This is a genomic window from Bacteroides congonensis (assembly GCF_900130125.1).
In the GTDB taxonomy this organism is placed as follows: domain Bacteria; phylum Bacteroidota; class Bacteroidia; order Bacteroidales; family Bacteroidaceae; genus Bacteroides; species Bacteroides congonensis.
This window is the reverse complement of the sequence record NZ_FQXY01000009.1, coordinates 830,022-856,026: the sequence shown is the minus strand read 5'-3', so window position 1 is coordinate 856,026 and position 26,005 is coordinate 830,022. Positions and strand designations below refer to the sequence as shown.

28 protein-coding genes and 1 pseudogene are annotated in these 26,005 nt (G+C 43.8%); 23 read left to right on the top strand and 6 right to left on the bottom strand.

The genetic code is table 11. The annotated features are described in order from the left end of the window. Positions 1 to 26: 26 nt before the first annotated feature. The 12 genes from BQ7997_RS10230 (at position 27) to BQ7997_RS10175 (ending at position 11,065) form a co-directional block, all read left to right on the top strand. Positions 27 to 1,016, top strand: a complete 990-nt coding sequence (locus BQ7997_RS10230) for an acyltransferase family protein (protein ID WP_159436755.1) — start codon at positions 27 to 29, stop codon at positions 1,014 to 1,016. Beyond that, positions 988 to 2,292 carry a glycosyltransferase family 4 protein gene (locus BQ7997_RS10225; RefSeq protein ID WP_083589208.1) on the top strand — a complete coding sequence of 435 codons (1,305 nt, stop codon included), beginning with the start codon at positions 988 to 990 and terminating at the stop codon, positions 2,290 to 2,292. Before BQ7997_RS10230 ends, BQ7997_RS10225 begins: the two co-directional genes overlap by 29 nt. A 35-nt stretch (positions 2,293 to 2,327) precedes the next feature. Further along, positions 2,328 to 3,551 (top strand): O-antigen ligase family protein, encoded by a 1,224-nt coding sequence (locus BQ7997_RS10220; RefSeq protein WP_073345978.1) that lies wholly within the window; start codon positions 2,328 to 2,330, stop codon positions 3,549 to 3,551. 14 nt (positions 3,552 to 3,565) lie between these two features. Then, positions 3,566 to 4,708 (top strand): glycosyltransferase family 4 protein, encoded by a 1,143-nt coding sequence (locus BQ7997_RS10215; RefSeq protein WP_073345975.1) that lies wholly within the window; start codon positions 3,566 to 3,568, stop codon positions 4,706 to 4,708. 9 nt (positions 4,709 to 4,717) lie between these two features. Continuing rightward, entirely contained in the window at positions 4,718 to 5,869 is a 1,152-nt protein-coding gene (locus tag BQ7997_RS10210) for a glycosyltransferase (RefSeq protein WP_073345972.1), read from the top strand. A gap of 10 nt (positions 5,870 to 5,879) precedes the next feature. Then, positions 5,880 to 6,485 (top strand): LbetaH domain-containing protein, encoded by a 606-nt coding sequence (locus BQ7997_RS10205; protein ID WP_073345969.1) that lies wholly within the window; start codon positions 5,880 to 5,882, stop codon positions 6,483 to 6,485. Between the two features lie 269 nt (positions 6,486 to 6,754). Further along, the gene (locus BQ7997_RS24930) at positions 6,755 to 7,042 is read left to right on the top strand and encodes an LbetaH domain-containing protein (RefSeq protein WP_083589207.1); all 288 of its coding nucleotides are present in this window, start codon (positions 6,755 to 6,757) and stop codon (positions 7,040 to 7,042) included. Beyond that, positions 7,035 to 7,949, top strand: coding sequence for a glycosyltransferase family 2 protein (locus tag BQ7997_RS10195; protein ID WP_073345963.1), 915 nt, complete (start codon positions 7,035 to 7,037; stop codon positions 7,947 to 7,949). The genes BQ7997_RS24930 and BQ7997_RS10195 overlap by 8 nt, the downstream gene beginning before the upstream one ends. A gap of 31 nt (positions 7,950 to 7,980) precedes the next feature. Continuing rightward, a complete protein-coding gene (locus BQ7997_RS10190; protein WP_073345961.1) occupies positions 7,981 to 8,748 on the top strand; it encodes a glycosyltransferase family 2 protein in 768 nt (255 codons plus the stop codon). 1 nt (position 8,749) lies between these two features. Continuing rightward, positions 8,750 to 9,688, top strand: coding sequence for an NAD-dependent epimerase/dehydratase family protein (locus BQ7997_RS10185; RefSeq protein WP_073345958.1), 939 nt, complete (start codon positions 8,750 to 8,752; stop codon positions 9,686 to 9,688). 2 nt (positions 9,689 to 9,690) lie between these two features. Then, positions 9,691 to 10,680, top strand: a complete 990-nt coding sequence (locus BQ7997_RS10180) for an MraY family glycosyltransferase (RefSeq protein WP_073345955.1) — start codon at positions 9,691 to 9,693, stop codon at positions 10,678 to 10,680. Beyond that, entirely contained in the window at positions 10,670 to 11,065 is a 396-nt protein-coding gene (locus BQ7997_RS10175) for a WbuC family cupin fold metalloprotein (RefSeq protein WP_073346531.1), read from the top strand. The genes BQ7997_RS10180 and BQ7997_RS10175 overlap by 11 nt, the downstream gene beginning before the upstream one ends. 75 nt (positions 11,066 to 11,140) lie before the next feature. On the opposite strand, the gene BQ7997_RS10170 is transcribed toward BQ7997_RS10175, so the two are convergent. From BQ7997_RS10170 to BQ7997_RS10165, 3 genes are all read right to left on the bottom strand, one after another. Continuing rightward, positions 11,141 to 11,554, bottom strand: coding sequence for an N-acetylmuramoyl-L-alanine amidase (locus tag BQ7997_RS10170; RefSeq protein ID WP_044653406.1), 414 nt, complete (start codon positions 11,552 to 11,554; stop codon positions 11,141 to 11,143). Between the two features lie 4 nt (positions 11,555 to 11,558). After that, a complete protein-coding gene (locus BQ7997_RS25480) occupies positions 11,559 to 11,666 on the bottom strand; it encodes a smalltalk protein (RefSeq protein WP_022136901.1) in 108 nt (35 codons plus the stop codon). A gap of 98 nt (positions 11,667 to 11,764) precedes the next feature. Further along, entirely contained in the window at positions 11,765 to 12,268 is a 504-nt protein-coding gene (locus BQ7997_RS10165; protein WP_073346528.1) for an HU family DNA-binding protein, read from the bottom strand. A 220-nt stretch (positions 12,269 to 12,488) separates the two neighbouring features. Here BQ7997_RS10165 and BQ7997_RS10160 point away from each other — a divergent pair, with 220 nt between their 5' ends. Next, positions 12,489 to 12,707, top strand: a complete 219-nt coding sequence (locus tag BQ7997_RS10160) for a DUF4248 domain-containing protein (protein ID WP_044653407.1) — start codon at positions 12,489 to 12,491, stop codon at positions 12,705 to 12,707. Between the two features lie 147 nt (positions 12,708 to 12,854). On the opposite strand, the pseudogene BQ7997_RS10155 reads toward BQ7997_RS10160, so the two are convergent. Together BQ7997_RS10155 and BQ7997_RS10150 are read right to left on the bottom strand one after the other, a co-directional pair. Beyond that, positions 12,855 to 14,689, bottom strand: a pseudogene (locus BQ7997_RS10155) (DUF3987 domain-containing protein). Positions 14,690 to 14,763: 74 nt separating this feature from the next. After that, positions 14,764 to 15,390: a BT4734/BF3469 family protein gene (locus BQ7997_RS10150; protein ID WP_073345953.1), complete on the bottom strand. Its 627-nt coding sequence runs from the start codon at positions 15,388 to 15,390 to the stop codon at positions 14,764 to 14,766. A gap of 166 nt (positions 15,391 to 15,556) precedes the next feature. Between BQ7997_RS10150 and BQ7997_RS25720 the strand changes: the two genes are divergently transcribed. The 9 genes from BQ7997_RS25720 (at position 15,557) to galE (ending at position 22,928) form a co-directional block, all read left to right on the top strand. Continuing rightward, complete coding sequence (locus tag BQ7997_RS25720) at positions 15,557 to 15,709, top strand: hypothetical protein (protein ID WP_022136895.1); 153 nt, start codon at positions 15,557 to 15,559, stop codon at positions 15,707 to 15,709. Positions 15,710 to 16,058: 349 nt separating this feature from the next. Then, on the top strand, positions 16,059 to 16,484 hold the full coding sequence (locus BQ7997_RS10145) for a SoxR reducing system RseC family protein (RefSeq protein WP_073345950.1): 426 nt from the start codon (positions 16,059 to 16,061) through the stop codon (positions 16,482 to 16,484). A gap of 7 nt (positions 16,485 to 16,491) precedes the next feature. Further along, positions 16,492 to 17,409, top strand: coding sequence for a Fe-S cluster domain-containing protein (locus BQ7997_RS10140; protein WP_073345948.1), 918 nt, complete (start codon positions 16,492 to 16,494; stop codon positions 17,407 to 17,409). Positions 17,410 to 17,434: 25 nt separating this feature from the next. Beyond that, positions 17,435 to 18,772: an electron transport complex subunit RsxC gene (gene rsxC / locus BQ7997_RS10135; protein ID WP_044653412.1), complete on the top strand. Its 1,338-nt coding sequence runs from the start codon at positions 17,435 to 17,437 to the stop codon at positions 18,770 to 18,772. A gap of 5 nt (positions 18,773 to 18,777) precedes the next feature. Then, on the top strand, positions 18,778 to 19,770 hold the full coding sequence (locus BQ7997_RS10130) for an RnfABCDGE type electron transport complex subunit D (protein ID WP_073345945.1): 993 nt from the start codon (positions 18,778 to 18,780) through the stop codon (positions 19,768 to 19,770). Continuing rightward, positions 19,767 to 20,456, top strand: coding sequence for an RnfABCDGE type electron transport complex subunit G (locus BQ7997_RS10125; RefSeq protein WP_073345943.1), 690 nt, complete (start codon positions 19,767 to 19,769; stop codon positions 20,454 to 20,456). Before BQ7997_RS10130 ends, BQ7997_RS10125 begins: the two co-directional genes overlap by 4 nt. Positions 20,457 to 20,470: 14 nt before the next feature. Beyond that, positions 20,471 to 21,055, top strand: coding sequence for an electron transport complex subunit RsxE (rsxE, locus tag BQ7997_RS10120; RefSeq protein WP_004295586.1), 585 nt, complete (start codon positions 20,471 to 20,473; stop codon positions 21,053 to 21,055). Positions 21,056 to 21,077: 22 nt separating this feature from the next. Beyond that, on the top strand, positions 21,078 to 21,650 hold the full coding sequence (rsxA, locus tag BQ7997_RS10115) for an electron transport complex subunit RsxA (protein ID WP_004303570.1): 573 nt from the start codon (positions 21,078 to 21,080) through the stop codon (positions 21,648 to 21,650). Between the two features lie 243 nt (positions 21,651 to 21,893). Continuing rightward, positions 21,894 to 22,928 (top strand): UDP-glucose 4-epimerase GalE, encoded by a 1,035-nt coding sequence (galE, locus tag BQ7997_RS10110; RefSeq protein WP_022136693.1) that lies wholly within the window; start codon positions 21,894 to 21,896, stop codon positions 22,926 to 22,928. 257 nt (positions 22,929 to 23,185) lie between these two features. Here the strand turns inward: galE and ispE are convergent, their stop codons facing one another. Further along, positions 23,186 to 24,040, bottom strand: coding sequence for a 4-(cytidine 5'-diphospho)-2-C-methyl-D-erythritol kinase (gene ispE, locus BQ7997_RS10105; RefSeq protein ID WP_073345940.1), 855 nt, complete (start codon positions 24,038 to 24,040; stop codon positions 23,186 to 23,188). A 230-nt stretch (positions 24,041 to 24,270) separates the two neighbouring features. Between ispE and dnaB the strand changes: the two genes are divergently transcribed. Next, positions 24,271 to 25,839 carry a replicative DNA helicase gene (gene dnaB, locus BQ7997_RS10100; protein ID WP_022136689.1) on the top strand — a complete coding sequence of 523 codons (1,569 nt, stop codon included), beginning with the start codon at positions 24,271 to 24,273 and terminating at the stop codon, positions 25,837 to 25,839. The last annotated feature ends 166 nt before the right edge of the window (positions 25,840 to 26,005 follow it).

Sequence of the window (26,005 nt, the reverse complement as noted above, 5' to 3'; positions counted from 1 at the left end):
TCTATATAATCAATATGATGTGTATAATGATACAAAAAACTTATTTAAGAATTCCCGAGTTAGATTACATGCGTGGGCTAGCAATGTTATTTGTAGTTATGGGGCACATTCTTGAATTTGGAATGCAGGCAGATAGTTATCCACGAGCATTTATGAGCATTGTTCAAATGCCTATATTTTTCATGATAGCTGGTTTCTTTGCTTATAAAGACGGAGATGAGAGTGTGAAAGCTGTTGTACATCGTTTTGTGTTGCGCACCAGAGCGTTGCTTGTTCCGTTAATAGTATGGTCGGTATTGCTAAACGTCTGCAATGGTGTTGTAACATCTCCACTATCAATGGTATACAGGGGTGGGTATTGGTTTTTCTTGGCATTATGGTGGTGTGATGTTATAAGTACATTGTGTGCTTATGCGTCAAAGAAGTTCAAGTATGGTATAGTGTCAGATATAGTTTTTTATTCTACCCTCTATGCGATTATACTTATAGGCAAAATAGAAGACATAGAACTTGCAGGACTGTTGCCTATACAAAATGTACAGTACTACTTCCCTTTTTTTGCACTGGGTATAATGTGCCGGAAATATCCATGTATATATAGTGCTGTTTTGAACAAATATACATATGCATTAGGTCTCGTAACGGTTATTGTGGGATGGTATTTCTCTTACTTGCAGAGCTATGCAATATTTGCTACAACAGCTCTTGGTGGCTGCGTGGTAATATGGATGGCATGCAAAGAGATTCCTGACAAAGTAAAGTGGGCTAAAGCATTGAGCATTGTTGGCAAGAACACGTTACCAATATATGCTATTCATTATTTGTTTATAACAACTTTGCCACAATGTTTGCATGATGTAGTCAATGTACCTATGGGCTTTTTCTTACAATTTGTCATAGCATTTGCATATGCTGTTATTGTGGTAATTTTGTGTCTTATCATAGACCGCATTATCTCTATTAACCCTATCACTAGAATGGTATTTTTTGGCGAAAGTAAGAAAAGAGAATGGTAATTTGAATGCTATTTCTAATCTTATTAATGTAGAAAAGTTTATTATATATCCTGTGAAAAAGCTATATATATCTATTACGCCTTTTTTTCCTACGAAAGATTCTTTTAGAGGCCCTTATGTGTATGATCAAGTAAAGGCAATTGAAAAGAATAGTGACTATGAAGTCATAGTATTTAAGCCTAAGCGTCCTTGGACAAGGACTATGACCTATGACTATGAAGGGATAAAGGTGTACTACTTCGATAGTATTGAAATGCCTTCTTATATTCTGAATGGATTGACGAATGATATTAACTCCTACCTATTTATAAAGAGAGTCAAAGAACTTGGTATTCAGATTAATGACATTGCAGTAGCTCATGGTCATACTTCTCAGTTTGCTGCCTATACTTTGGCTCTGAAGAATCTTAACCCAAAGATAAAAGCTATCGTTCAACATCATGATTGCGATCCCTTTACCATACGTAATGGAAAATGGGCGAGAAAAAAATGGAATGCAATTTTTAGAGCAAATAAAAGTATTGAATTGTTTGAGAAAGTGGATTTGCATGTTTGCGTCAGTGAAGGAATGAAAGATTCTTTACTGAGTTTTCCTAATGCACCGCAACATCTTTATTATGATGACTACCGCAATGCATTAAGTGCTGTGAAAGGAGTTCGTAAACCAAAAATAAAGGATGTTTATGTATTATATAATGGAGTTGATTGTGATAAGTTTAAACCCTTGGAAAAAACGCAGGATTTAGAAAGAAGAGTAAACATTAAGCCTTATACCATAGGTTGTATAGCAAACTTTGTGGAATTGAAAGATCAAATAACACTCCTTAAAGCACTAAAAATACTTGTTGACAATGGCATTCATGATATTAAAATAATTTTTGTTGGCTCTGGCCCCACATTGAGCAACTGTAAACAATATATAGTTAATAATAATTTGACACAATATATTGAGATACTTTCTGAGTTTGAGCATTCTCAATTGAGGGGATATTACCAATCGTTGGATTTATTTGTGTTGCCAACTTATTTTGAGGGATTTGGATGTGTATGTACTGAGGCAGCAGCCTGTGGTGTACCATTTATGATATGTAAGTATCAAGGGGTTGCTGAATATATTGGGAAAGATGATGAAGATTTGTGGACATTTGAACCACATGATTATAAAACATTGGCTAGATTGATTGCTAATGCTAAATCGCAAAATTTGAAGCAGACTTTGATACATCCATATGATATAAACACTCTTGTTGCAGGATATTTGAAGTATATCAGTTAATAAATTTTTTATTATATACGTTGTGATGAATTACAATGAATAAAATTCTTAACTATTTGATAAACTTACCTGTTTTTGCAAATGTAGATGCTACGATCAATTGTAAGCGAATGGCGTGGTTGTTTACGATAATTGCGATAAATGGCATAACAGGCTTTAGTATTCCATTATTAGGAAGTATATATATTCCCGTGTGTATGGTTTGTTTGTTATATATATTGGCATGTGGCAAACTGAAAATCGATGGACTGTATGTGGTAATGTATATAGCCTTTTTTCTAAGTGCATTAGGGGCAACTGAACCTTTTTTCAACTCTAATATCCGGTACTTATTGTTTCTATGTGTAACATTACTATGTACGTCATGTATTTCTTCTCCTACAGCAATAGCTTTTAGGAGTCTTGTGTACCGTAATATATTAATACTTCTCACATTTCTTACAATAGGTTCATTTGTGTGTTATTTCCTCGGCATTAATTTAGTGCGTAAAGATTTGATGCATGATGTTACGTCAGCAGGTGTATTCGGAGGACTCTATGCGCATTCAATGTTACTTGGACCTATGTCTGCACTTGTGGCATTGATGTTTCTTAACACATATGTGGTTTATCGTAAAAAGATTCTTATTGCACTTTTTTTTATAGCGGCAGCGGCAGTTGTAATGTCAGCAAGTAGAGGAGCTACATTGGCTATGGTTGTACCTATTGTTTATTCACTTTTTTTTATGAAAGACTTGGGTGGTGGCCGAAAGGCTCTTATTGGATTGCTGGTAGTAACATCAATTGTAGCTATACCTATTGCAGATAGAATTGCAACGGGATTGATAACTAAGCAGCAACGTAATGAAAAGGCTGGTAGCACATTTGATAGTCGTGAGGATAAATGGGATAATAGAATACGAGAATTTGAGGAGAATCCAGTTTTGGGAATTGGGTTTTGTTCTGTTGATTTGAGGAACTCAGAAGATTATAATGCTGCGGGTGGGGTAGAGTCAGGCTCTACTCATTTATCTATTCTTTCTATGACAGGAGTGGTTGGTATGATACCCTATTTATGTGTGTTATTAAGTGCATACAAAAGTGTACGTAGGGATAGAAGCGTAGTGGCCCAAATGAGAATGTATATGTTTCTTGCAATGATAACACATGCTATGTTTGAGGGGTATGCTTTATATGCAGGTGGGTTTCTCTGCTTTGTTTATTGGTTGATGATTGGGCATTGTGCTGATTATAAGAAACTGAAAAATAGGTTGGAATAAATAATACTTGAGGTATGACAATAGTATTTGTATCAATAGCATTGAATATTCATCAGGCTTGTGTTGCTGATGAACTATATAAATTGACCAATGGAAATTATTGGTTTGTGGAGACAGGTGATGTTGATAATGACTATAGCAAAGGTGGAGATATGAATGACTTTTCTAGCCGACCCTACTTGATTCGGTTGGCTGATGGTAAGGAATCTGTGCAGAAGGCATTGAGGTTAATTCGTGAGGTAGATGTGATGATATACGCTGCTGCGCCTTTGATATTTTTAAAAGAGAGGATTCGGACAAACAAAATTACATTTATTAATAGTGAACGTTGGTTGAAACGTGGGGTGATAAACTTACTGTCTCCTCGTTTACTTAAACAACAGTGGTATTATCACACTTCTTGTCATGGTAAGCCATTCTATGCTTTGTGTTCGAGTGCTTATGCAGCAGGAGATTTTCGTTTAATGCAGTCATTCAAGAAGAAATGTTATAAATGGGGATATTTTACTGCTGTACCAGATATTGATATTGAAGTTATACAAAAGGCAAAGCGAAATGCTTCCACTGTAAAAATCTTGTGGGTAGCAAGATTTTTACAGTTGAAGCATCCGGAACGGATGCTTCAACTGGCTTCCTTGCTTTATCGTGAAAAAGTGGATTTTATAATCAATATGATTGGAACGGGTCCCGAATATAGTAAAATAGAAGCTTTAATACAACGTAAAGGTTTGAAGGGGGTTGTTCACCTGCTTGGTAGTATGCATAACAGTAAAGTAATAGAGACTATGCGCATGCATGACATTTTTTGTTTTACCAGTGATAAGAATGAGGGATGGGGTGCCGTACTCAATGAGGCAATGAGCTGCGGATGTTGTCCTGTAAGTTCCATAGAGACAGGTTCAACTCCTTATCTTATAAAAGAGGGCATAAACGGCTTTTCATTTAATCTTAAGAAAAAGAATGATTTATTCGATAAAGTGCTTTGGCTGATAAAACACCCTAAAGAACGCGAAAGAATGAGCATAGAGGCTTACAAGACAATACGTGATGTGTGGAGTCCAAAGAATGCTGCCGAGCAATTGTATAAATTGTGCCAATCGATGTTACAAGGTGAAAGTTATGTAGTAGAAGACGGTCCTTGTTCAAAAGCAGAATAATTAAAAATAATGAAAGTATTACAGACTATACAGGGATTATCTGCTTCATCTGGTGGTCCTAGTACTTGTACTCGTGACCTTTTGGAGGGGTTGGAAGACTTGGGAGCTACAGTTCATTTACTAACTACCGAAAGCGCTGATGGTAAGGGACCTAATTTGGGTAAGGGGAGTGGCTGGCTTATTGAAGTGGCAAATGATTATAAAACGCCTTTAGCTTTTTCTGCCAATTTGCAGCGTGCTTTAGCTGAATCTGATTGTGACATTTACCATACTAATGGTTTGTGGATGTATTCTAACCACGTAACTTGCAAAATGGCACGTGCCAAAAAGAAGCCATATATTATTTCTCCCCATGGTATGCTGTATCCTTCTGCACTTGCTATTAAGCGATGGAAAAAGTGGCCTATGCTGAAATTATGGTTTAATAAGGATGTGCATAACGCGACTTGTCTACATGCTACCTGCAAGCAAGAAATGGAACATTGTAGAACTTTCGGCTATAAAGGTCCTATTGCGGTAATTCCTAATCCTGTGGTTTTTCCAAAAGGAGTGGAAGCTGTTATCAATAAACCAGAAGGTCGTAAACAGATAGGATTTTTGGGGCGGTTGCACCCTATTAAAAGAGTAGAGAATCTAATTTATGCGCTTACTCTTTTATCGAAAGAAGAGCAAAACGGGTTGTCTTTACAAATTATGGGTAAATACGATGATTGTTATGAAGAATTTTTGAAAACGGAAGTTAAGCGTTTGGGGCTGGATGATTGTGTAGAATTTGTAGGGTTTGTGAATGGTAAGGATAAATATGAACGTCTATCGCGCTTATGGGCATTGATGGTTCCTAGTACGCAAGAGAACTTTGGTATGATTGTACCTGAAGCTCTAATTTGTGGTACACCAGTATATGCTTCATTGGGTACGCCTTGGAGCGAATTGAATGAGTATCAATGTGGATGGTGGAAGGGCAATGAGCCGCAAACTATAGCGAAGGTGATGCTTGAAATATTGAGAATGTCGGAAGCTGACGCTGTAGCTATGGGAGCGAGAGGGCGTAAGTTGATGGAAGAAAAATATGAACAGCACAAAGTGGCTGGTATGATGAACGATTTATATAGATGGGTGGTTGGCAAATGTGCCAAACCGGATTTTGTGTATACTCTTTGATTAGTGTGTGATGGAAAAAATAGATTTGTTAAAGTATCATAATACCTTAGGTCGAAAGCATCAATGTGTGCGTTTGGTTTGGAGTATCGTGTGGAGTTGTTTAGCGAGACCGTTACCAAGAAGCATGGGAAGCGGATGGAAGCGTATGTTGCTTCGATTGTTTGGGGCTAAGATTGATTCCACTGCCGTGGTGTATTCATCAGCAAAAGTTTACTATCCAAAGAATTTGATCATGGGGAGATGTTCATGTTTGGCATCTAATGTAGATTGTTATAATGTAGCTCCTATAATATTAGGTGACAATGTGACTGTATCACAAGGTGCTTTTCTTTGTACAGCCAGCCACGATGCAACAGATCCATTACATCCTCTTATTACCGCTCCTATTGTGATTGAAGATGCTGTTTGGATAGCAGCTGATGCTTTTGTGAGCATGGGGGTAACTATAGGCGAAGGGGCTATAGTTGGTGCTCGGGCTTGTGTTTTTAAGGATGTGGAACGATGGAAAATAATTGGAGGTAATCCTGCTAAGGTGTTAAAAGATAGAATATTAAAAGGGACTGATGTAAAGGATAATCTTAGCTTTTCTTTAGCAACGAAAGGGGGGGCAAGATGATTTCTCTTTTTAATCCCATACAAACAAATGGCTTGAGCCGTAATGAGAAGATTAAGAATTTATTGTGGGTGACAGTAAATTGTACCATATTTCGTTGGAGTCCCTCTCGATTGGGAATTTTTCGGAGATATCGAGTGTGGTTAACTCGCCTTTTTGGGAGTAAAATAGATTATACTTGTAGTTTACATCCGTCCTGCAAGATTGAATACCCGTGGAATGTAACAATGGGATGCCTTTCTTCGTTAGGTGAAAAATCTTGGGTATATGCAATGGCTCCTATCACAATTGGTGAAAAGTCTTGTATAGGAAAGGATGTTTATATTCTTACAGGTTCACATGATATAAATAGTCCACATTTTTCATTAATTACGCGTAGAATTACTATCGGTAGTGCTGTATGGCTTGCTACAGGTTGCAGGGTGCTTCCAGGAATATGTATTGGTGATGGTGTAGTGGCTTCTGCAGCATCTTTAATCTGTAAGGATGTTGAACAATGGACTGTCGTTGGAGGTAACCCTGCAAAATTTATTAAGAAGAGAGAACTGAAAAATGAATAAACTTGATTTAACAACCATCATCCTCACATACAATGAGGAAATACATATTCGTCGTTGTTTGGAAAATGTATGTCCATTTTCCAAAAAGGTCATCGTGATAGATAGCTCATCTACCGACAAAACGGTAGGAATATGTAAAGAGTTTGAAAATGTGGAAGTTGTTGTTCACGAATATCCGGGTAATCAAGCGGAACAGTTTAATTGGGCACTTGATAATGTAGAGATATTGACAGAATGGGTGCTGCGTATTGATGCAGATGAGTACTTGCTGCCAGAATTGGTGGAAGAGATTGAAACGAAGTTGCCTACTTTGCCCAAGGAGGTGACTGGTATAGAGTTGAAGCGTCGTCACATCTTTATGGATAGGTGGGTAAAGCATGGCGTATATCCTGTGTTGATTATGCGTATGTTTCGCAAAGGTATGGGCAGATATGACGATGCTCGCTTGATGGATGAGCATATTGCGCTGAAAGAGGGGCATTCAATAGTGTTGAATAATGATTTCTGTGATCATTCTTTAATTGATTTGGGTGACTATTGTCGCAAACACATCAACTATGCACAGCGTGAAGCTTGCGAGGTGTTGAATGATGAGTTCAACTTTTCAGGGGGTAATGATAGAGACAAAAATGGGGGACTTGGCAAACAAGCAAAGGAGAAACATAACCGCAAGAATAATTATAACAAGCTCCCATTGTTTTGGCGTAGTTTTGTATATTTCTGTTATCGCTATGTTATGAGAGGTGGTTTCCTTGATGGCAAGGAGGGTTTCTTGTTCGCATTCATCCAAGGATGGTGGTATCGTGCTATGGTGGATGGTAATATCCTAGCTTGTAAGAAGGTTTGTGGCAAGGATAAGGAGAAAATGAAGGTATTTATTAAGAATCGTTGGAATATTTCGCTGTAAAGCTGTGTGGTTTAATGACTAATGATAAATTATGAGGATTTCTATAGTAACAGTTACTTGGAATAGCGCTGCAACTCTACGGGACACCATCGAGAGTGTATTTAAACAAGACTATAAAGATTTGGAATACATCATTGCCGACGGCTTGTCTAAGGATGAAACCGTGAGCATAATCAAGGAATATGAGCCTAAATTCAATGGCCGCATGAAATGGTTCTCAGAGAAGGACAAGGGTATGTATGATGCCATGAATAAAGGTATCAAAATGGCTACCGGTAACGTAGTGGGCATTATCAATTCGGATGACTTCTTTCATCGCACGGATGTGATTTCAAAGGTAGCAGAGGCTTTTGAACAGGATAAATCCATCGAGGCAGTGTATGGTGATGTTCGCTTTGTGAATGACAGTGATTTGGATAAGACAGTACGCTATTATTCGTCTAAGAACTTTGCGCCTTGGCGTTTCCGCTTTGGCTTTATGCCTGCACATCCTTCGTTTTATACATATAAGCACAATTTTGAGAAATATGGCTATTACCAGTATGACTATAAGATTGCGGCTGATTACGAGTTGCTGACTCGTTTCCTTTATTCAAATAAATTGAAATCAAAGTATTTGCATTTGGATTTCATGAAGATGCGCACAGGAGGTAAGAGTACCGCTAACTTGAAGAGTAACTGGATATTGAACAAGGAGATTGTCCGTGCGTGTCGTGAAAATGGAATATGGACATGTATGCCGTTGCTTGGATTGAAATACTTTGTGAAAGTTTTTGAGTTGATTTTTACAAAAGAATAATATGAAGATACTTATAACCGGAATCCATGGCTTTGTAGGAAGTAATATTGTGAAAGCCATGGGCCGGAATCATGAGATTTATGGTCTCGACATTGTTGCTCCTGAAAAGGAGGGTGTAGTCAAGACCTTTTCCTGGAACGACCTTGATGAAAATAAGATTCCACAAGTAGATGCTGTTATCCATCTTGCCGGCAAGGCACACGATTTGAAGAAAACATCGGGGCCGGAGGTATATTTCAAGATTAATACCGGATTGACACAGAAAATCTATGACTGGTTCCTTCAGTCATCGGCCGGAAAATTTGTCTTCTTCTCGTCTGTAAAGGCTGCTGCCGATTTTGTTCCGGGCGATATTCTTACTGAGGATATTGTTCCTAAGCCGGTGGGGCCTTACGGTGAGTCCAAGATTAAGGCTGAAGAGTATATCTTGTCTCATCCAGCAACCGGTAAGCAAGTGTATATCCTGCGTCCATGTATGATACACGGTCCCGGAAACAAAGGTAATCTCAATCTGCTCTACGGTGTAGTGAAAAGAGGGATACCTTGGCCGTTGGGGGCATTTGAAAACCGACGTTGTTTTACTTCCGTTGGCAATCTTTGTTTTGCCATTGAGGGGTTGCTTACCAAAGATGTCGCTTCGGGCATCTACAATATGGGAGATGATGAGTCTTTGTCAACGAACGAGCTTATTGCAGTCATTTGCAATGCGCTGGGCAAGAGGGCACACATCTGGCATCTGCCCAAGGGATTGATGAACGGCATGGCAAAAGTGGGAGACGTTTTGCACCTGCCGCTGAACTCGGAGCGTTTGACGAAACTTACCGAAAACTATGTGGTGAGCAATGCCAAAATAAAAAGGGCGCTGGGGGTAGATAAAATGCCCATACGTGCCGAAGAAGGACTGACACAAACCGTTAAATCATTTGCAAATACAAAATAAGTATGGTCGTATATCTGTTGATAGCAGTATTGTTGCTTGTTCTTGAATTAGCATATTTCAAGATTGCCGATAAGTGTAACATTATAGATAAACCCAACTTGCGTTCATCGCACAGTTCTATAGTGTTGCGTGGCGGTGGTATTATTTTCTTGTTTGGAGCCTGGCTTTATGCCGCCTTTTATGGTTTAACATGTCCGCGGTTCCTGTTGGGGCTCACCATGTTGGGTGGCATCAGTTTTGCCGATGATATTCATTCGGTACCCAATAAATTTCGACTGATTGTACATTTCGCCGCTATGACGCTCATGTTCTATCAGTGGGGCATTTTACTGCCTGAGTATTGGTGGGTGGTTATCATTGCACTTATAGTATGTACAGGTATTATCAATGCGTATAACTTCATGGACGGCATAAATGGTATCACCGGTGGCTATTCATTGGCGGTATTGATTCCCTTGTTGCTCTTGAATATGCAGGAGGAATACACCGATAATAATTTCATTATTGTGACTTTGTTGAGTGTATTGGTGTTCTGCCTGTTCAACTTCCGCACCAGGGCAAAATGCTTTGCCGGTGATGTGGGTAGTGTCTCCATTGCATTTATTCTGCTCTATTTCCTGGGCTCTTATATTTTACAGAGCGGAAACTATTGGGCTATAGTGCTGTTGATGGTATATGGTGTGGACAGTGTGCTTACTATCTGTCACCGCATCATGCTACACGAGAATATAGGTCAACCCCATCGCAAGCATGCTTATCAACTGATGGCTAATGAACTGCATATTAAGCATGTGACGGTGTCCACCATCTACATGGCTTTGCAGTTGGTAATTTCTTTGGGTGCCATCTATCTGCCGGTGAACAAGTATCTGTATCTCGTAGTGGTGTTGGTATTGCTGTGTGTAGCCTATATATTGTTCAAAAAGAAGTATTATCATTTGCACGAAGAGTATCTGCATGCTAAAGCTAACGAAAGGAATGATGGAAATTAATAACCAATTGCTTGATGAGTTGCTGTCTCAAGCTGAAACCAATGAGAGACGTCGTGTCAATCTGGATTTGCGTAATGGCGATGGAGACACTTCACAACGTATGCTCAATGCCTTGCAATCGGGAACGCATGTTCCCATTCATCGTCACACAACGACTAGTGAAACCGTAATTCTGCTTAGAGGTCATGTCACCGAACTTTTCTATAACGAAAAAGGAGTTGAATGCGGTCGTTATGATTTGAATCCCGTGAAAGGTGTTTATGGTGTTCAAGTCCCCGTTGGAATGTGGCACACTCTTATTGTACATGAACCTTCTGTTATCATAGAGATGAAAGATGGTGCTTATGTGCCCATTACCATGGATGATATTTGGCAGTACGAATAAATTCAGGGTTATTATAGAAAATATAAGACGAATGGCTGATAATGAAATCTTCTGTCAGCCATTCGTCTTTTTAATTTATACCTGCAAATACTCTTTTACCGCATCAAAGCACGGACACCCCTTCATCGGATTCAAATCACGATGCCCCACAATCAACGCTTTCGGAAACTGTCTCCGCAACTCCCTCAACAAAGCAAGCAACGAACCCTTTTGCTCTAAGGTACGAGTATCCTTCGGCTTTCCTTCCGCATCCAGCCCGCCTTCGTAGCAAATACCTACCGAATGTGCGTTATGGTTCCGGCAATGTGCCCCAACCTTTTCAAGCGACCGTCCCCGATGGATTTCCCCGTCACGTGTGATATAGAAATGATAACCGATGTCACGAAATCCCCGGTGGTGGATATGGTCTGAACGACAGGCTTCCGCCGAGAGGGATTTCCCCTCCGGCGTAGCGCTGCAATGAATGATAATTAGCGTAATAGTCCTCATTAGCCTACATACAGCTTTGCACTCCGAACACACCGCCGATGGCGGTGGCTACAGTGATGATAATTTTGAGAACCAGGCTCCATACGGAGCGGCGTGATGATGAATTGCTCATAAGTCGATTTTTTAAGATTAAATAATTTAATATTAGCGAGCCCTTCGTAAAAAGAAGGGCTCACAGAAAATAGGAGAGACAGGAGATAGAGGCAAGGGTTAAGCTGCCGGATCCGGATCAGGAGTCTCTCCGCCATCATCCGGGTTCGGATCAGGCGTATTGCCGGAATCCGAACCGGAACCGCCGCCACCGGAAGTGGTAGGCTTCTGATACTCCGCCTGCTGTCTCAGTTGGCTGTCGAGCTTCAGGTTGGTCGTTGACAGATTGCCGGTGGCACGTGCCTTGAGTCTCATACCGGTGATATTCTTCTCCAGCGAAAACTCTTCCAACGTTTCGGCAGCCTTGCTGCGGATACCTACACCGAAAATGGCAAGGTCGTCAATTTTCACACATTTGCCGTCGAGCAGCAGCTCCTTGATGCAGTCCACCATATCGGTGAGCACACCCTTGATGACACCGCCGGAATACGGTGAATTGTGCTTCGACATATGTTCGGCAAGCTTGCCCAAATCATACGTCTCATCACTTACCGCACGGGCGAACCACTTTCCCGCATTCAAGCCTTTCTTCTGCTGGTTCTGATAAATTTTGTAACGAATCATAAAACAATAATTTAAAGGGTTATACATGGTGTCTCCGGGATTCTTTCCCCTTTCGACAATACAAAGATACAACCCCGGACTACCGGAAAATCGGTTGTGTACCGTTATGCTCATACCTTGTCGGTTATATGCAATTAGGGTCGGTTATTCAATGGGAAATCGTTGGTTATGTGGAAATATTTTGTTACTTTTGTGACAGTAAATCAGAAACTTATCCATCATGAAAGAATTCAGAATACGTGCGTATGGACGCATGGAGCTGGCGCAACTCTATTCTCCCGAACTTACCGATATTGCCGCTTACCGGAAAATGAAGAAATGGATCCTACGGTGTCCCGGACTTTTACAACGCCTGTATGATTTGGGTTATCAACCGGAACATCGCTCTTTCACACCGTTGGAGGTGAGGGTGATTGTGGATGCGTTGGGCGAGCCTTAGGAGAGCGGCGTTTTACGACTGCTAAAGCGGCGCTTTAGAGGACGTAAAGCTAAGCTTTAGCACTCGTAAAGCGCCGCTTTGGTATAGACCAATCACTGCGTTGTTAATAACGGGCAGGTACAGCAGGTACACTTTTCCGGGGCTCCCTTACACACGCACACGTGCGTGCGCGTAAGTTCCTTTTCCGTCTATACTGATAAGCACTCCGCTTTTTGTCAATCGTTTCAACCAGGTGAGGGCAGTGTTTTCTTTGATTCCCATGGCAGCTGCCTGTTCCAACAACTGTGCGCGGGTAAATTCTTCACCCAACTGTTCGAAGAGGAAATCCCGGTCGGCATTAGAACGGTGACTGATTTCTACGGCAGGAAGGAAAGACAGGATATGCGTGGCATGACAGTAGAGAGGTTCAGCAAGTGCAAGCACAGCTTTAAAGTCCTCGGGAGTAATAGTTACGTCCCAACGGGTAATAATACCGTCATTGATGTTGTCAGTAGGAATCTCCTTGTCGGGAGTAAAGCTGGAAGCAGGGGATACCTTGAACTGATAAGACTGCGGACTTTCGAGAGCACGCAATACAGCTACTTCCGCCATGATACGACACAGGTTGACAGCCAGGCGGGCTACGAAACTGTACATCTCCCTGCCATTAGCTATGCTCGAACGGGAGAACAGGCGGGAGAAGAGTGCGTCGAATTCTTCTTTCTGTCCAACCGTGAGCTGGAGTGTGTGAATTCCATGTGCTTTTATCATATCCAGTTTCCCTTTCCATTCCAATCCCATAGCGGTAAATACCTCTTCCAAATTTATCTTGTCCTCTGTAAACTGGCTCACCCATTTCCAGATGCCGTGCAGGTAGTAGAACAGTTGACGGGAGAAAGCACCGTCTTCTGTCGTTGGAATAAAAGTTTTGACTTGTGAGGGTGTTCCGGAAATCAGGACGGAAAGAAAGCTCTTTTTAACTTCCCGGTATTCCTGATCCGTACGGGGTTGTAAGACAAGCGGTCGTGGTCGAACGCTTTGCGGAGCGTGTCGCTCCAGTGGCCGTAATCCGAGCCTATGGCAGTGGAAAGGGTATCCGCTTCGGCTTCACAGATAAGTCCTGTTCCTTCGGAATCCATGATATTTTGCAGGATACCCGTGCCGGTATTATTACCGGAAATGAGAAACATCCTGTTGGCAGGAATTTGCGGAGCTTCCACTTTTGAACGCTCTTTGCCCATTGCTTCATAAGCTGCTTTCTCTCTCTTATACGCTTTCATCTGTACGGCCACTTCTGTACGAATCTGGTCGTGGATAGGTTCTACGAGCAACCGGATATAGGAAAGGATGCTTTTGCCGGAAGCGGAAGGAGCGATGACGAAACATTGCATACAGGGATACTGGTATTTACCGCCATAAGAACAACGCACATACCGTTCCATGGAAGAACCTAAGGCTGTCAATGCTCCTAATAGCATGATGTCGTGTTGGGCCGCAGTGTTTCCATAGCTTATGATACGTTGCAGAAACTCCGGCCAATCAGCTTTGGGGAAGGTAGGTAGCGGATGCTGCGGTTCACTGCCCGGCAATAGTTCTTCTTCTCCGTTTCCGCAAGTTTCGTCATTTCTTACCTTATTACGCGCGCACGTGTGTGTGAGAAAATTGCGGGGTGTACCTGCTGTACCTTTTGTACCCGCCGGGCTGTTCATAACTTCGTCTTTGCGGATGGTTACCCCTGCGGTTTCGGCGAGGTGGAACACTGTGCCCAGATGTATGTCGCCATGTTTCGTGGTGAGTGCGTTGGAGAATACCCTGTCGGCTTGTTCACGCTGATATTTGGCGGACATGCGGCAGAGACGGTGAAAATAGTCGCGTCCGGCTTCGCCGCAATCTGTGGCGATGGCAAATGCCAGTTGTACGTACTCAATGTAAGTCGGGGCGATATCCGCTCCTGCCGTTTCGACTGTCTCGGTGAGGCGGCGTAGTGATTCAATGTCGTTCATTTTTCTTGGATTGGGAATTATACAATTGAGAAATATAAATTCGTATATGGTCAGGCAATGACTTATAAGTCATATCAGATGTTTCTGAATAAGGCTTCGGGGTCGTGGCTCAGGAAGCAGGCTCTTACCAGGTCTTTCCCTGAACCGTCTACGCCTTTGGCAGTTGTCCGGGCGGCGATGTCCGTTGCCGGGGCGTAGGCCATTTCGACATATTGCATGGCTCTGTGGATGCTTTCTGTGACATTCCGTATCTCGTCTGCCGGAAATGGCGTGCCGGTCGGGATGAATGCTTTCACGCCCCGGCCGCTGGGGCTGATATACGTAAGTATGGGGCGGAGGAAGGGATCGTCGAACAAGGTGCGGCGCATTCCGGCGGCTTCTTCGTAGGAGTCGAGGTGGTCTACGTCTATCACTATCAGCCGTGAGGGGGATAGGAAGCACTTGCCGTTGCGACGGGTGAAGGTGCCGCAGGGAGTCACGTAAGGCAGGAGTGTGGCTTTCGCCGTCCGCATATCCGGTGCGTTGCGTACTTGTTCGGTCAGGAGCCTGAGGTCTTCGTTGCAGGTGATCATCTGGAAAACTTGTTCCACGGAGATTTCGCAGAAGGGGAGAAGGGTGGCGGGGGTGACAATTCGTCCTTCTTCATTCCTGACGGGGGCGATGGGTGGCATGAAATAGGACATTCTGTAGTTGTTTGGCATATTGTTTTGCTGTAATGAGTTTAAATTTTTACCTTTGCGAAAAAAACACGAATGTGCTTTAAAACACGGTGTAAAATTAGCAAATACGAAATAAACATCATCCCGACATATGGGATGAAAGTTAAAATAATTAATCGTTACGGTGTGTTTTTAACAATAAATAAGAATGAAAAAAGAAAAAGCTTGTTATGAGAGTTTGGGCGCTTGCATTTTGGAGTTGCAAGACCGTTCGGGTTTGAAGAATCCTGAAGTGTATAAGGCAATAGGCATCGGTCATTCTACCTATAATGATGTAAAAAAGGGCTGGATGGCAGATTGAGTCATTACGTAGAAGTTGTCGATTTCTTTTTTGACTCCTTTAGTGAGGAGGAAATCGAGGCGTATTGGGATAAATGGAAGCTGCTGTATCTGGAGCACAGAAAGAGAAGAGAGGAGGAGCGGGGAGAACAGTGAAAAAACAGATAAAGTGAAAGAGTTGCAGGCGGGAAACTTTTTCCCGCCTGCCTTTTTTGTTGCAAACATATCAAATAGTAGTCATATCTTTTTCCGTGTGCGATAACGCAAACACAAAAAATAACAATTTATTATGTATAAAAATAAGGGAGAATGCTTCGTAGTTCACAAATAATGATTAAATTTGCCGCGATTTGTAATGTTGAGTTTGCAAAATGACGAATAATACTATAAAGCATCTAGGTATTGTGGAAAGCATACAAGGTTCTCATCTGTCGGTGAGGATCATCCAGACATCGGCTTGCGCGGCTTGTAGCGCAAAGGGGCACTGTTCCTCGGCGGATAGTAAGGACAAAATCATAGATATAATGGATACTGCGGCTGTTTCTTATCAAGTAGGAGAGAGAGTGATGGTGGTCGGCGAAACGTCGATGGGCATGATGGCAGTGGTATTGGCATTCATAATTCCTTTCGTACTTCTGATTTTTTCATTGTTTCTTTTTATGTCTCTGATAGGGAATGAATTGTATGCAGCACTTCTTTCTCTGGCTATCCTTGTGCCTTATTATTTCATTTTGTGGCTCAATAAAACACGACTCAAACAAAAATTTTCATTTACTATAAAACCAATAAATAACTAAAAACATTATGAATTTGATTCTGATTGCAGTGATTTCATTGGGAGCGATAGCGCTCGTGCTGGCCGCTATTCTGTATCTTGCTTCCAAGAAATTTGCCGTGTATGAAGACCCGCGGATTGCCCAGGTGGGGGAAGTTTTGCCCCAGGCCAATTGTGGTGGATGTGGCTACCCCGGTTGTAGCGGATTTGCCGACGCTTGTGTCAAAGCCGGCTCACTGGATGGCAAGTTCTGTCCCGTAGGCGGACAACCTGTCATGGCAAAGATTGCTGATATTCTCGGATTGGCGGCAGGTGAAGCCGAACCGATGGTAGCAGTAGTGAGATGTAACGGAACATGCGCCAACCGTCCGCGTACCAATCTGTACGATGGTGCGAAGAGTTGCGCTATCGCCGCTTCACTGTATGGTGGAGAAACCGGTTGCAGCTACGGCTGTCTGGGTTGTGGCGACTGTGTGGCTGCCTGCCAGTTCGATGCTATCCACATGAACCCCGAAACAGGGCTTCCGGAAGTGGACGAAGCAAAATGTACGGCTTGTGGTGCTTGTGTGAAGGCTTGTCCGAAGGCGATTATCGAGATTCGCCCGCAGGGTAAGAAGTCGCGCCGTGTGTACGTCTCTTGTGTGAATAAGGACAAGGGTGCCGTAGCACGCAAGGCTTGTACCGTTAGCTGTATCGGCTGTGGCAAGTGTGTGAAGACGTGTCCGTTCGAAGCTATCACGCTGGAGAACAACCTGGCTTACATTGATCCGAACAAGTGTAAATCTTGCCGCAAGTGTGTGGAAGTTTGTCCGCAGAACACCATTACCGAGTTGAATTTCCCGCCGCGCAAACCGAAGACGGAAGAGGCTACGGCTGCTCCGAAACCGGCTGCAAAAGTGGAAACTCCTGCTGCAAAGGCTACAGAAGCTCCGAAAGTAACAGAATAAATAACAGAATAAAATACAGAATTGTATGTTAAAGACATTTTCAATTGGTGGAGTTCATCCACACGAAAATAAATTGTCGGCACATCAACCTATTATCACGGCGGAAGTTCCTGCAAAGGCAGTTATTCTGCTGGGGCAGCATATCGGTGCGCCTGCAAAACCGATTGTCGCGAAAGGTGATGTGGTAAAGGTGGGCACTAAGATTGCCGAACCTGCCGGCTTTGTTTCGGCAGCAATTCACTCTTCAGTCAGTGGCAAAGTGGCGAAGATTGATACGATAGTCGATGCCAGCGGTTATGCGAAACCTGCCATCTTCATTGACGTGGAAGGTGATGAATGGGAAGAAACAATCGACCGCAGCAAGACGCTGGTGAAGAAATGTGAACTTCCGGCGGAAGAAATCGTGAAGAAGATTGCCGATGCGGGAATCGTAGGTCTGGGCGGTGCTTGTTTCCCTACGCAGGTGAAACTGTGTCCTCCTCCTTCTTTCAAGGCTGAATGTGTGATTATCAACGCGGTAGAGTGCGAACCCTATCTGACTGCCGACCATCAGCTCATGCTGGAACATGCGGAAGAAATCATGGTAGGTGTCTCTATCCTGATGAAAGCCGTGAAAGTAAACAAGGCATTTATCGGAATCGAAAATAATAAGCCCGATGCTATCGAGCTGATGACAAAAATAGCTTCCAGTTATGCAGGTATCGAGGTTGTGCCTTTGAAGGTGCAATATCCGCAAGGAGGTGAAAAACAACTGATCGACGCGATTACCAAACGTCAGGTGGCCAGCGGCGCACTGCCTATCTCTACGGGAGCGGTAGTGCAGAACGTGGGTACGGCGTTTGCTGTTTATGAAGCTGTCCAGAAGAATAAACCGTTATTTGAACGTGTGATTACTGTGACGGGAAAGTCGGTGGCTAAGCCGTCCAACTTCCTGGCTCGTATCGGTACGCCGATGAAGCAGTTGATTGACGCTTGCGGCGGTCTGCCGGAAGACACGGGGAAAGTAATCGGTGGTGGCCCGATGATGGGTAAGGCACTGGTGAATATCGAAGTTCCCACTGCGAAGGGCAGTTCCGGTATTCTGATTATGAATCAGAAGGAAGCCAAGCGTGGCGAGGAACAGACCTGTATCCGTTGCGCGAAGTGCGTGAGCGCTTGTCCGATGGGACTGGAGCCGTACTTGCTCGGAGCTTTGTCCGAAAACGGGGATTTTGAATCAATGGAAAAAGAAAGAATCATGGATTGCATCGAGTGTGGCTCCTGCCAGTTCACTTGTCCCGCCAATCGTCCGTTGCTCGACTACTGTCGTCTGGGCAAAGGCAAGGTAGGAGCTATGATTCGCGCACGTCAAGCTAAAAAATAACGAATATGGAAAATAAATTAATCGTATCACTATCACCCCACGTTCATGGCGGAGACAGCGTGAAGAAGAATATGTACGGCGTGCTGATTGCACTGGTTCCGGCTTTTCTGGTGTCTCTCTATTTCTTCGGACTGGGTGCCCTGATTGTTACAGCTACTTCCGTTGCGGCTTGTTTGTTCTTCGAATGGGCGATCGGGAAATATTTAATGAAGAAACCGACCACGACTATCTGCGACGGCTCTGCCGTTATCACAGGTGTGTTGCTGGCATTTAACTTACCTTCCAATCTGCCGATTTGGATTATCATTCTCGGTGCGTTGTTCGCTATCGGTGTGGGCAAGATGTCTTTCGGCGGACTGGGTTGCAATCCTTTCAACCCTGCGTTGGCAGGACGTGTGTTCCTGTTGCTCTCTTTCCCGGTGCAGATGACAAGTTGGCCGGTAGTCGGTCAGTTGACCGCTTATACGGACGCCACCACCGGAGCTACTCCGTTGGCGTTGATGAAGCAGGCGATTCATGGCGATACCTCTGCGCTGAGCCAGATACCGGATGCTTTGAGTCTGCTGATCGGGCAGAACGGCGGATGTATCGGTGAGGTCAGTGCGTTGGCGTTGCTGATCGGACTGGTTTATATGCTGTGGAAGAAGATTATCACCTGGCATATTCCTGTATCTATCCTGGTGACTGTATTCGTATTTGCCGGCATCATGCATCTGGTGGATCCTGAGAAATACGTTTCTCCGCTGTTGCAGTTACTCTCCGGAGGTCTGATGTTGGGCGCTGTCTTTATGGCAACGGATTACGTGACTTCTCCGATGAGCAAAAAAGGAATGTTGATTTATGGTGTTTGTATCGGTCTGCTGACGGTGGTTATCCGTCTGTTCGGTGCCTATCCCGAAGGTATGTCGTTCGCCATCCTGATAATGAATGCGTTCACTCCGCTGATTAACACCTATTGTAAACCTAAACGCTTTGGGGAGGTAGCGAAGAAGAAATGAAAAAGTTACAATCATCTTTAAAGAATATGTTGCTGGTGCTTACGGGTGTGACTGCTGTCTCCGTAGCGTTGCTGGCTTATGTGAATGAACTGACCAAAGGCCCTATCGCCGAAGCGAACGCAAAGACGCTGAACGAGGCTTTGAAGAAGGTTCTTCCCGAATTTACCAATAATCCGGTAGCGGAAAGCGATACTATTTTCGGTGAGAAAGACGGAAAGAAGTTCGTTGACTTCATTGTCTATCCGGCAAAGAACGGCGAAGAGCTGGTCGGTACGGCTGTTGAAGCCAAATCTATGGGATTCGGCGGTGAGCTGAAAGTGCTGGTAGGCTTTAATGCTGAAGGTAAAATCTATAATTACTCCCTGCTGGCTCATGCGGAAACTCCGGGGCTGGGCTCGAAAGCCGACAAATGGTTTGGCGCTTATGACCCTGCCAAAGGTGAGCAGGCAGTGTCGCACGAAGAAAGTGCGAAGTCTATCCTGGGCATGAATCCGGGTGAAGCTCCGCTGACTGTCAGCAAGGACGGTGGACAGGTGGATGCCATCACAGCGTCTACTATCAGTTCGCGCGCTTTCCTGAATGCTGTGAATGCGGCTTACCAGGCTTATAAAGCAACTCCGGACGCAGACGCCGCTACGGGAGCTACGATTAAAGTTGAACTTACTGATTCTATCAGTGCTAAATAAGAAAGGAGACAAGTATGAATAACTTTAAAGTAATGATGAACGGGATTATCAAAGAGAATCCTACGTTTGTGCTCCTGCTTGGTATGTGTCCTACGTTGGGTACGACTTCATCGGCTATCAACGGTATGGGCATGGGACTGGCTACGATGTTCGTGCTGATCTGCTCGAACGTGGTGATCTCCCTGATTAAGAATCTGATTCCGGATATGGTGCGTATCCCTTCATTTATCGTGGTAATCGCGTCTTTCGTGACGTTGCTTCAGATGGTGATGCAGGCTTATGTGCCGGGACTGTATGCTACGCTCGGTCTTTTCATTCCATTGATTGTGGTGAACTGTATCGTGTTGGGACGTGCCGAGGCTTTCGCCGCAAAAAATAACGCGGTCGCTTCCATGTTCGACGGTATCGGCATGGGATTGGGCTTTACCATTGCCCTCACTCTGCTGGGTGCTGTCCGCGAGTTTCTGGGAACAGGCAAGATTTTCGACCTGACAATCATGCCGGAAGAATACGGAATGTTGGTATTCGTACTGGCTCCGGGTGCTTTCATCGCTTTGGGATACCTCATCGCGCTGATTAACAGTTTCAAGAAAGCCTAACTCAATTAAATAAGAAAAGAATATGGAATATATATTGATTTTTATTTCGGCAATCTTTGTAAACAACATCGTGTTGTCGCAGTTCCTGGGTATCTGTCCGTTCCTCGGCGTATCCAAGAAAGTGGAAACTGCGATGGGTATGAGCGCTGCGGTTGCTTTTGTGCTGACCATCGCTACCATCGTTACCTTCCTGATTCAGAAGTTTGTCCTTGATGTTTTCGGTTTGGGATACTTGCAGACGATTACTTTCATCCTGGTGATTGCCGGACTGGTGCAGATGGTGGAAATCATCCTGAAGAAGGTTTCTCCGGCTCTTTATCAGGCATTGGGCGTGTTCCTGCCGCTGATTACGACCAACTGTTGTATTCTTGGTGTGGCTATCCTGGTGATTCAGAAGGACTATGATTTGCTGACAGGAGTTGTGTATGCGTTCTCTACGGCTATCGGCTTCGGACTGGCATTGGTACTCTTTGCCGGACTGCGTGAGCAAATGAGCCTGGTGAAAGTTCCGAAAGGAATGCAAGGCACTCCGATTGCCCTGATTACCGCCGGTCTGCTTGCTATGGCATTCATGGGATTCTCAGGTGTGGTGTAAGACTTACAGTTGATAATTAAATATGGGATTGGAAACTCCGGCGTATGGCGACATACAGGCTGTGGGTTTCCAATTCTTTTTTTGTACCTGAATGCTGTTTTTTTATACCTGAATACCACCGAATCGTACCAAATCGTTTTTTTGATAAATAATTTCGTGACAATTTATTGCAAATCCATTTTATTTCCATAAATTTGTAGCTCAAACGACAAAAAGCCGAAAAACTAACCATTTATAAAGAATATGAAAGAAAGAATTTTAGTAACGGGCGGAACAGGATATATAGGTTCTCACACTGTAGTAGAACTACAGAACAGTGGATATGAAGTAATCATCATCGATAATTTATCAAATTCAAGTGCCGACGTTGTTGACAATATAGAGAAGGTATCCGGTATTCGTCCGGTTTTCGAGAAATTGGATTGTCTCGATTTGGAAGGTCTGGATGCTGTGTTTACTAAATATAAAGGAATTAAGGCTATCATTCACTTTGCAGCGAGCAAAGCAGTAGGAGAATCAGTGGAGAAACCGTTGCTTTATTATCGCAACAACCTCGTTTCTTTGATTAACCTTCTTGAACTGATGCCTAAACATGGAGTGGAAGGTATTGTGTTCTCTTCTTCTTGTACAGTATACGGTCAGCCGGATGAACTGCCGGTAACGGAAAAGGCTCCGATCAAGAAAGCGGAATCGCCTTATGGAAATACCAAACAAATCAATGAAGAGATTATTCGCGATACAGTCGCTTCCGGAGCTCCGATCAATGCTATCATGCTGCGTTATTTCAATCCGATTGGCGCGCATCCTACCGCATTGCTGGGCGAACTGCCGAATGGCGTTCCTCAAAACCTGATTCCTTATCTGACTCAGACTGCTATGGGTATCCGTGAGAAACTCAGCGTGTTTGGTGATGATTATGATACGCCTGACGGCTCTTGTATCCGTGACTTTATCAACGTTGTTGACTTGGCTAAAGCACACGTAATCGCTATCCGCCGTATCCTGGAAAAAGGACAGAAAGAAAAAGTGGAAGTATTCAATATCGGTACGGGACGTGGTGTTTCCGTTTTGGAATTAATCAATGGCTTTGAAAAAGCTACCGGTGTGAAATTGAATTACCAGATAGTCGGACGCCGTGCAGGTGATATCGAAAAGGTTTGGGCAAACCCTGATTTTGCAAATAATGAACTGGGTTGGAAAGCCGTAGAAACTTTGGAAGATACTTTACGTTCTGCATGGAACTGGCAACTGAAGCTTCGTGAGAGAGGTATTCAGTAAAAGAGATAAATGTTTTAATTAACATAAAAGTTTAAACAAACCGTGCATGCGGTTTGTTTAATAATTGCAAATCGACCTGAAGCTGGTTGTGAGTATGTGAATATACATAAGCAGTACTTATACCTCCCGGTATAGACAGGTGATTGCATAGTAGTTTTGTCGTGTTTTATTTTGTGTTTGTGTTGTGACGGTACTACGACGTGAGTCGTGGTACCGTTTTTTTGTTTGCCCGCAAAGCGGGCGAACAGCTTTTGTAGTTATAGCTTTCCTTTAAAGCAGAAGGTATCGGGCTTCCTGGTGATTTCCGGTAGCGTAGCATCCGGTGCGAACAGCCCGAATACGGAGGAACCGGAGCCGCTCATGGAAGCATAGATTGCCCCTTGGTTATAGAGTTCTTGCTTGATTTCTCCGATAACGGGATGCTGCGGAAAGACGCTCGCTTCGAAATCGTTGATTAATGTATCCTTCCATTCTGCGACCGGACGATGGATTACCTCTTTGACCGGATGTTCGGGATGATGGGGATGAATGTTCGCGAAGGCTTCGCGGGTGGAAACGAAAACGTCCGGCTTCACAATCATAATCTGATAACCTTTTAATGAAAGTTCGATTGGCGAGAAGATGTTGCCGATGCCTTCGGCGTAGACTGGTTTGTTCTTAATAAAGAAAGCACAGTCAGCTCCTAAGGTGGCGGCGTATATTTCCAGTTGCTCTTCAGATAAATTCAAATGAAACTGCTCGTTGAGTAACTTCAGCATAAAAGCGGCGTCTGACGAACCGCCACCCAATCCGGCTCCTGAAGGAATATGCTTGTATAGATGAATCTCGACAGGGGGAAGGTGAAATTCCTTGTCCAGCAGTGAATAGGCTTTTGCGACCAGGTTGTCTTCCGGGATGCCGGCTATCTCCATTCCATACTGGTGGAGGGTGATTTTCTTGTCTGCTTCGGAGAGACTTGCTTTGGGGAGACTTGCTTTGGGGAGAACGCGGATTTCGAGAGCATCCTCAAGGGCTACCGGATAGAAAACTGTTTCAAGGTTGTGATAACCGTCCGGGCGTTTCTCCGTGATGGAGAGCCCCAGGTTTATTTTGATATTCGGAAAAGCGATCATATGTACTTTTTTACGATTTACAATTTAGTGTTTACAGTGCTCCACATTACCATTAATCATAGTTGGATAATGTGAATCGGGAGCAAAGTTAGTAAAATCTTCATTTTTCCTTATTCATTCTTCGTGATTATATTCTATCTTTGTCGTCCCGACTGGAAGAACTCTGTTATAAAGGAGTCTGTCCGGTCGCAAAATAGTAAATAGTAAATTGAAAAATAGTAAATATCTTCATGGCCGAACAGAGAAAAAATACCCGCAATACAAAGTCTACTAAAGTGCAACCGGTAAATGATTATGGTCGTATCCAGCCTCAGGCGCCTGAGCTGGAAGAAGCTGTGTTGGGAGCTTTGATGATTGAGAAGGATGCCTACTCGCTAGTGAGCGAGATTCTCCGTCCCGAATCTTTTTATGAGCACCGTCACCAGTTGATTTATGCAGCTATTACCGACCTTGCCGTCAACCAGAAACCGGTGGATATTCTGACGGTAAAGGAACAGCTTAGTAAACGGGGAGATTTGGATGAGGTCGGGGGGCCGTTTTATATTACTCAGTTGAGTAGTAAGGTCGCTTCTTCGGCACATATTGAATACCATGCGCGTATCATTGCGCAGAAGTCGCTGGCACGTGAGTTGATTACGTTTACGAGCAATATCCAGAGCAAGGCTTTTGATGAGACACTGGATGTGGATGACCTGATGCAGGAAGCGGAAGGCAAGCTTTTCGAGATTTCGCAGCAGAACATGAAGAAAGACTATACGCAGATCAATCCGGTGATTGACGAAGCTTATAAGCTGATTCAGAAGGCTGCGGCACGAACCGACGGTTTGAGCGGTCTTGAAAGTGGTTTTACGAAACTGGACAAGATGACTTCCGGCTGGCAGAATTCCGACCTTATTATTATTGCTGCCCGTCCTGCCATGGGTAAGACAGCTTTCGTGCTTTCTATGGCGAAGAATATAGCTGTTGATTATCGGAATCCGGTGGCGTTGTTCTCTCTTGAAATGAGTAATGTCCAGTTGGTGAACCGTTTGATTACGAATGTCTGCGAGATTCCGAGTGAGAAAATCAAGAGCGGACAGTTGGCGAATTACGAGTGGCAGCAATTGGATTACAAGCTGAAGGACTTGCTGGACGCGCCGCTTTACGTGGATGATACCCCGTCCTTGTCGGTTTTCGAGCTTCGTACGAAAGCACGCCGTCTGGTGCGTGAGCATGGGGTGAGAATTATTATTATTGACTACCTTCAGTTGATGAATGCGAGCGGTATGGCATTCGGAAGCCGTCAGGAAGAGGTGAGTACCATTTCGCGTTCGTTGAAGGGATTGGCGAAGGAGTTGAATATTCCGATTATCGCGCTGTCGCAGTTGAATCGTGGTGTGGAAAGCCGTGAAGGTATCGACGGTAAGCGTCCGCAGTTGAGTGACCTTCGTGAATCGGGAGCCATCGAGCAGGATGCCGATATGGTGTGCTTTATCCACCGTCCGGAATATTATAAGATCTTCCAGGATGACAGGGGAAATGACTTGCGCGGTATGGCGGAGATTGTGATAGCCAAGCACCGTAATGGTGCGGTAGGCGAGGTGTTGCTCCGGTTTAAGGGTGAGTTTACCCGGTTCTCGAATCCGGAAGACGACATGGTTATCCCGATGCCGGGCGAGCCTGCCGGTGCCATGCTGGGTTCTAAAATGAATACAGGAGGAGCGGGTTCCGTTCCACCGCCGCCGGCGCCTGACTTTGCTCCGCAGGCGGAGAATCCGTTTGCCGCGCCGATAGGAGGGGACGGGCCGTTGCCATTCTAGTTGTTCATTATTTCACCACAGAGGACGCAGAGGACACAGAGTTCTTTCTTTTTACTAAGTACTCATGTTTAATTAGTTCACAAATTAATTATATACATTTACTTATTACGGATTTACACTTGTTTATCATCTTCCCGCTATCCTCTGTGTCCTCTGCGTCCTCTGT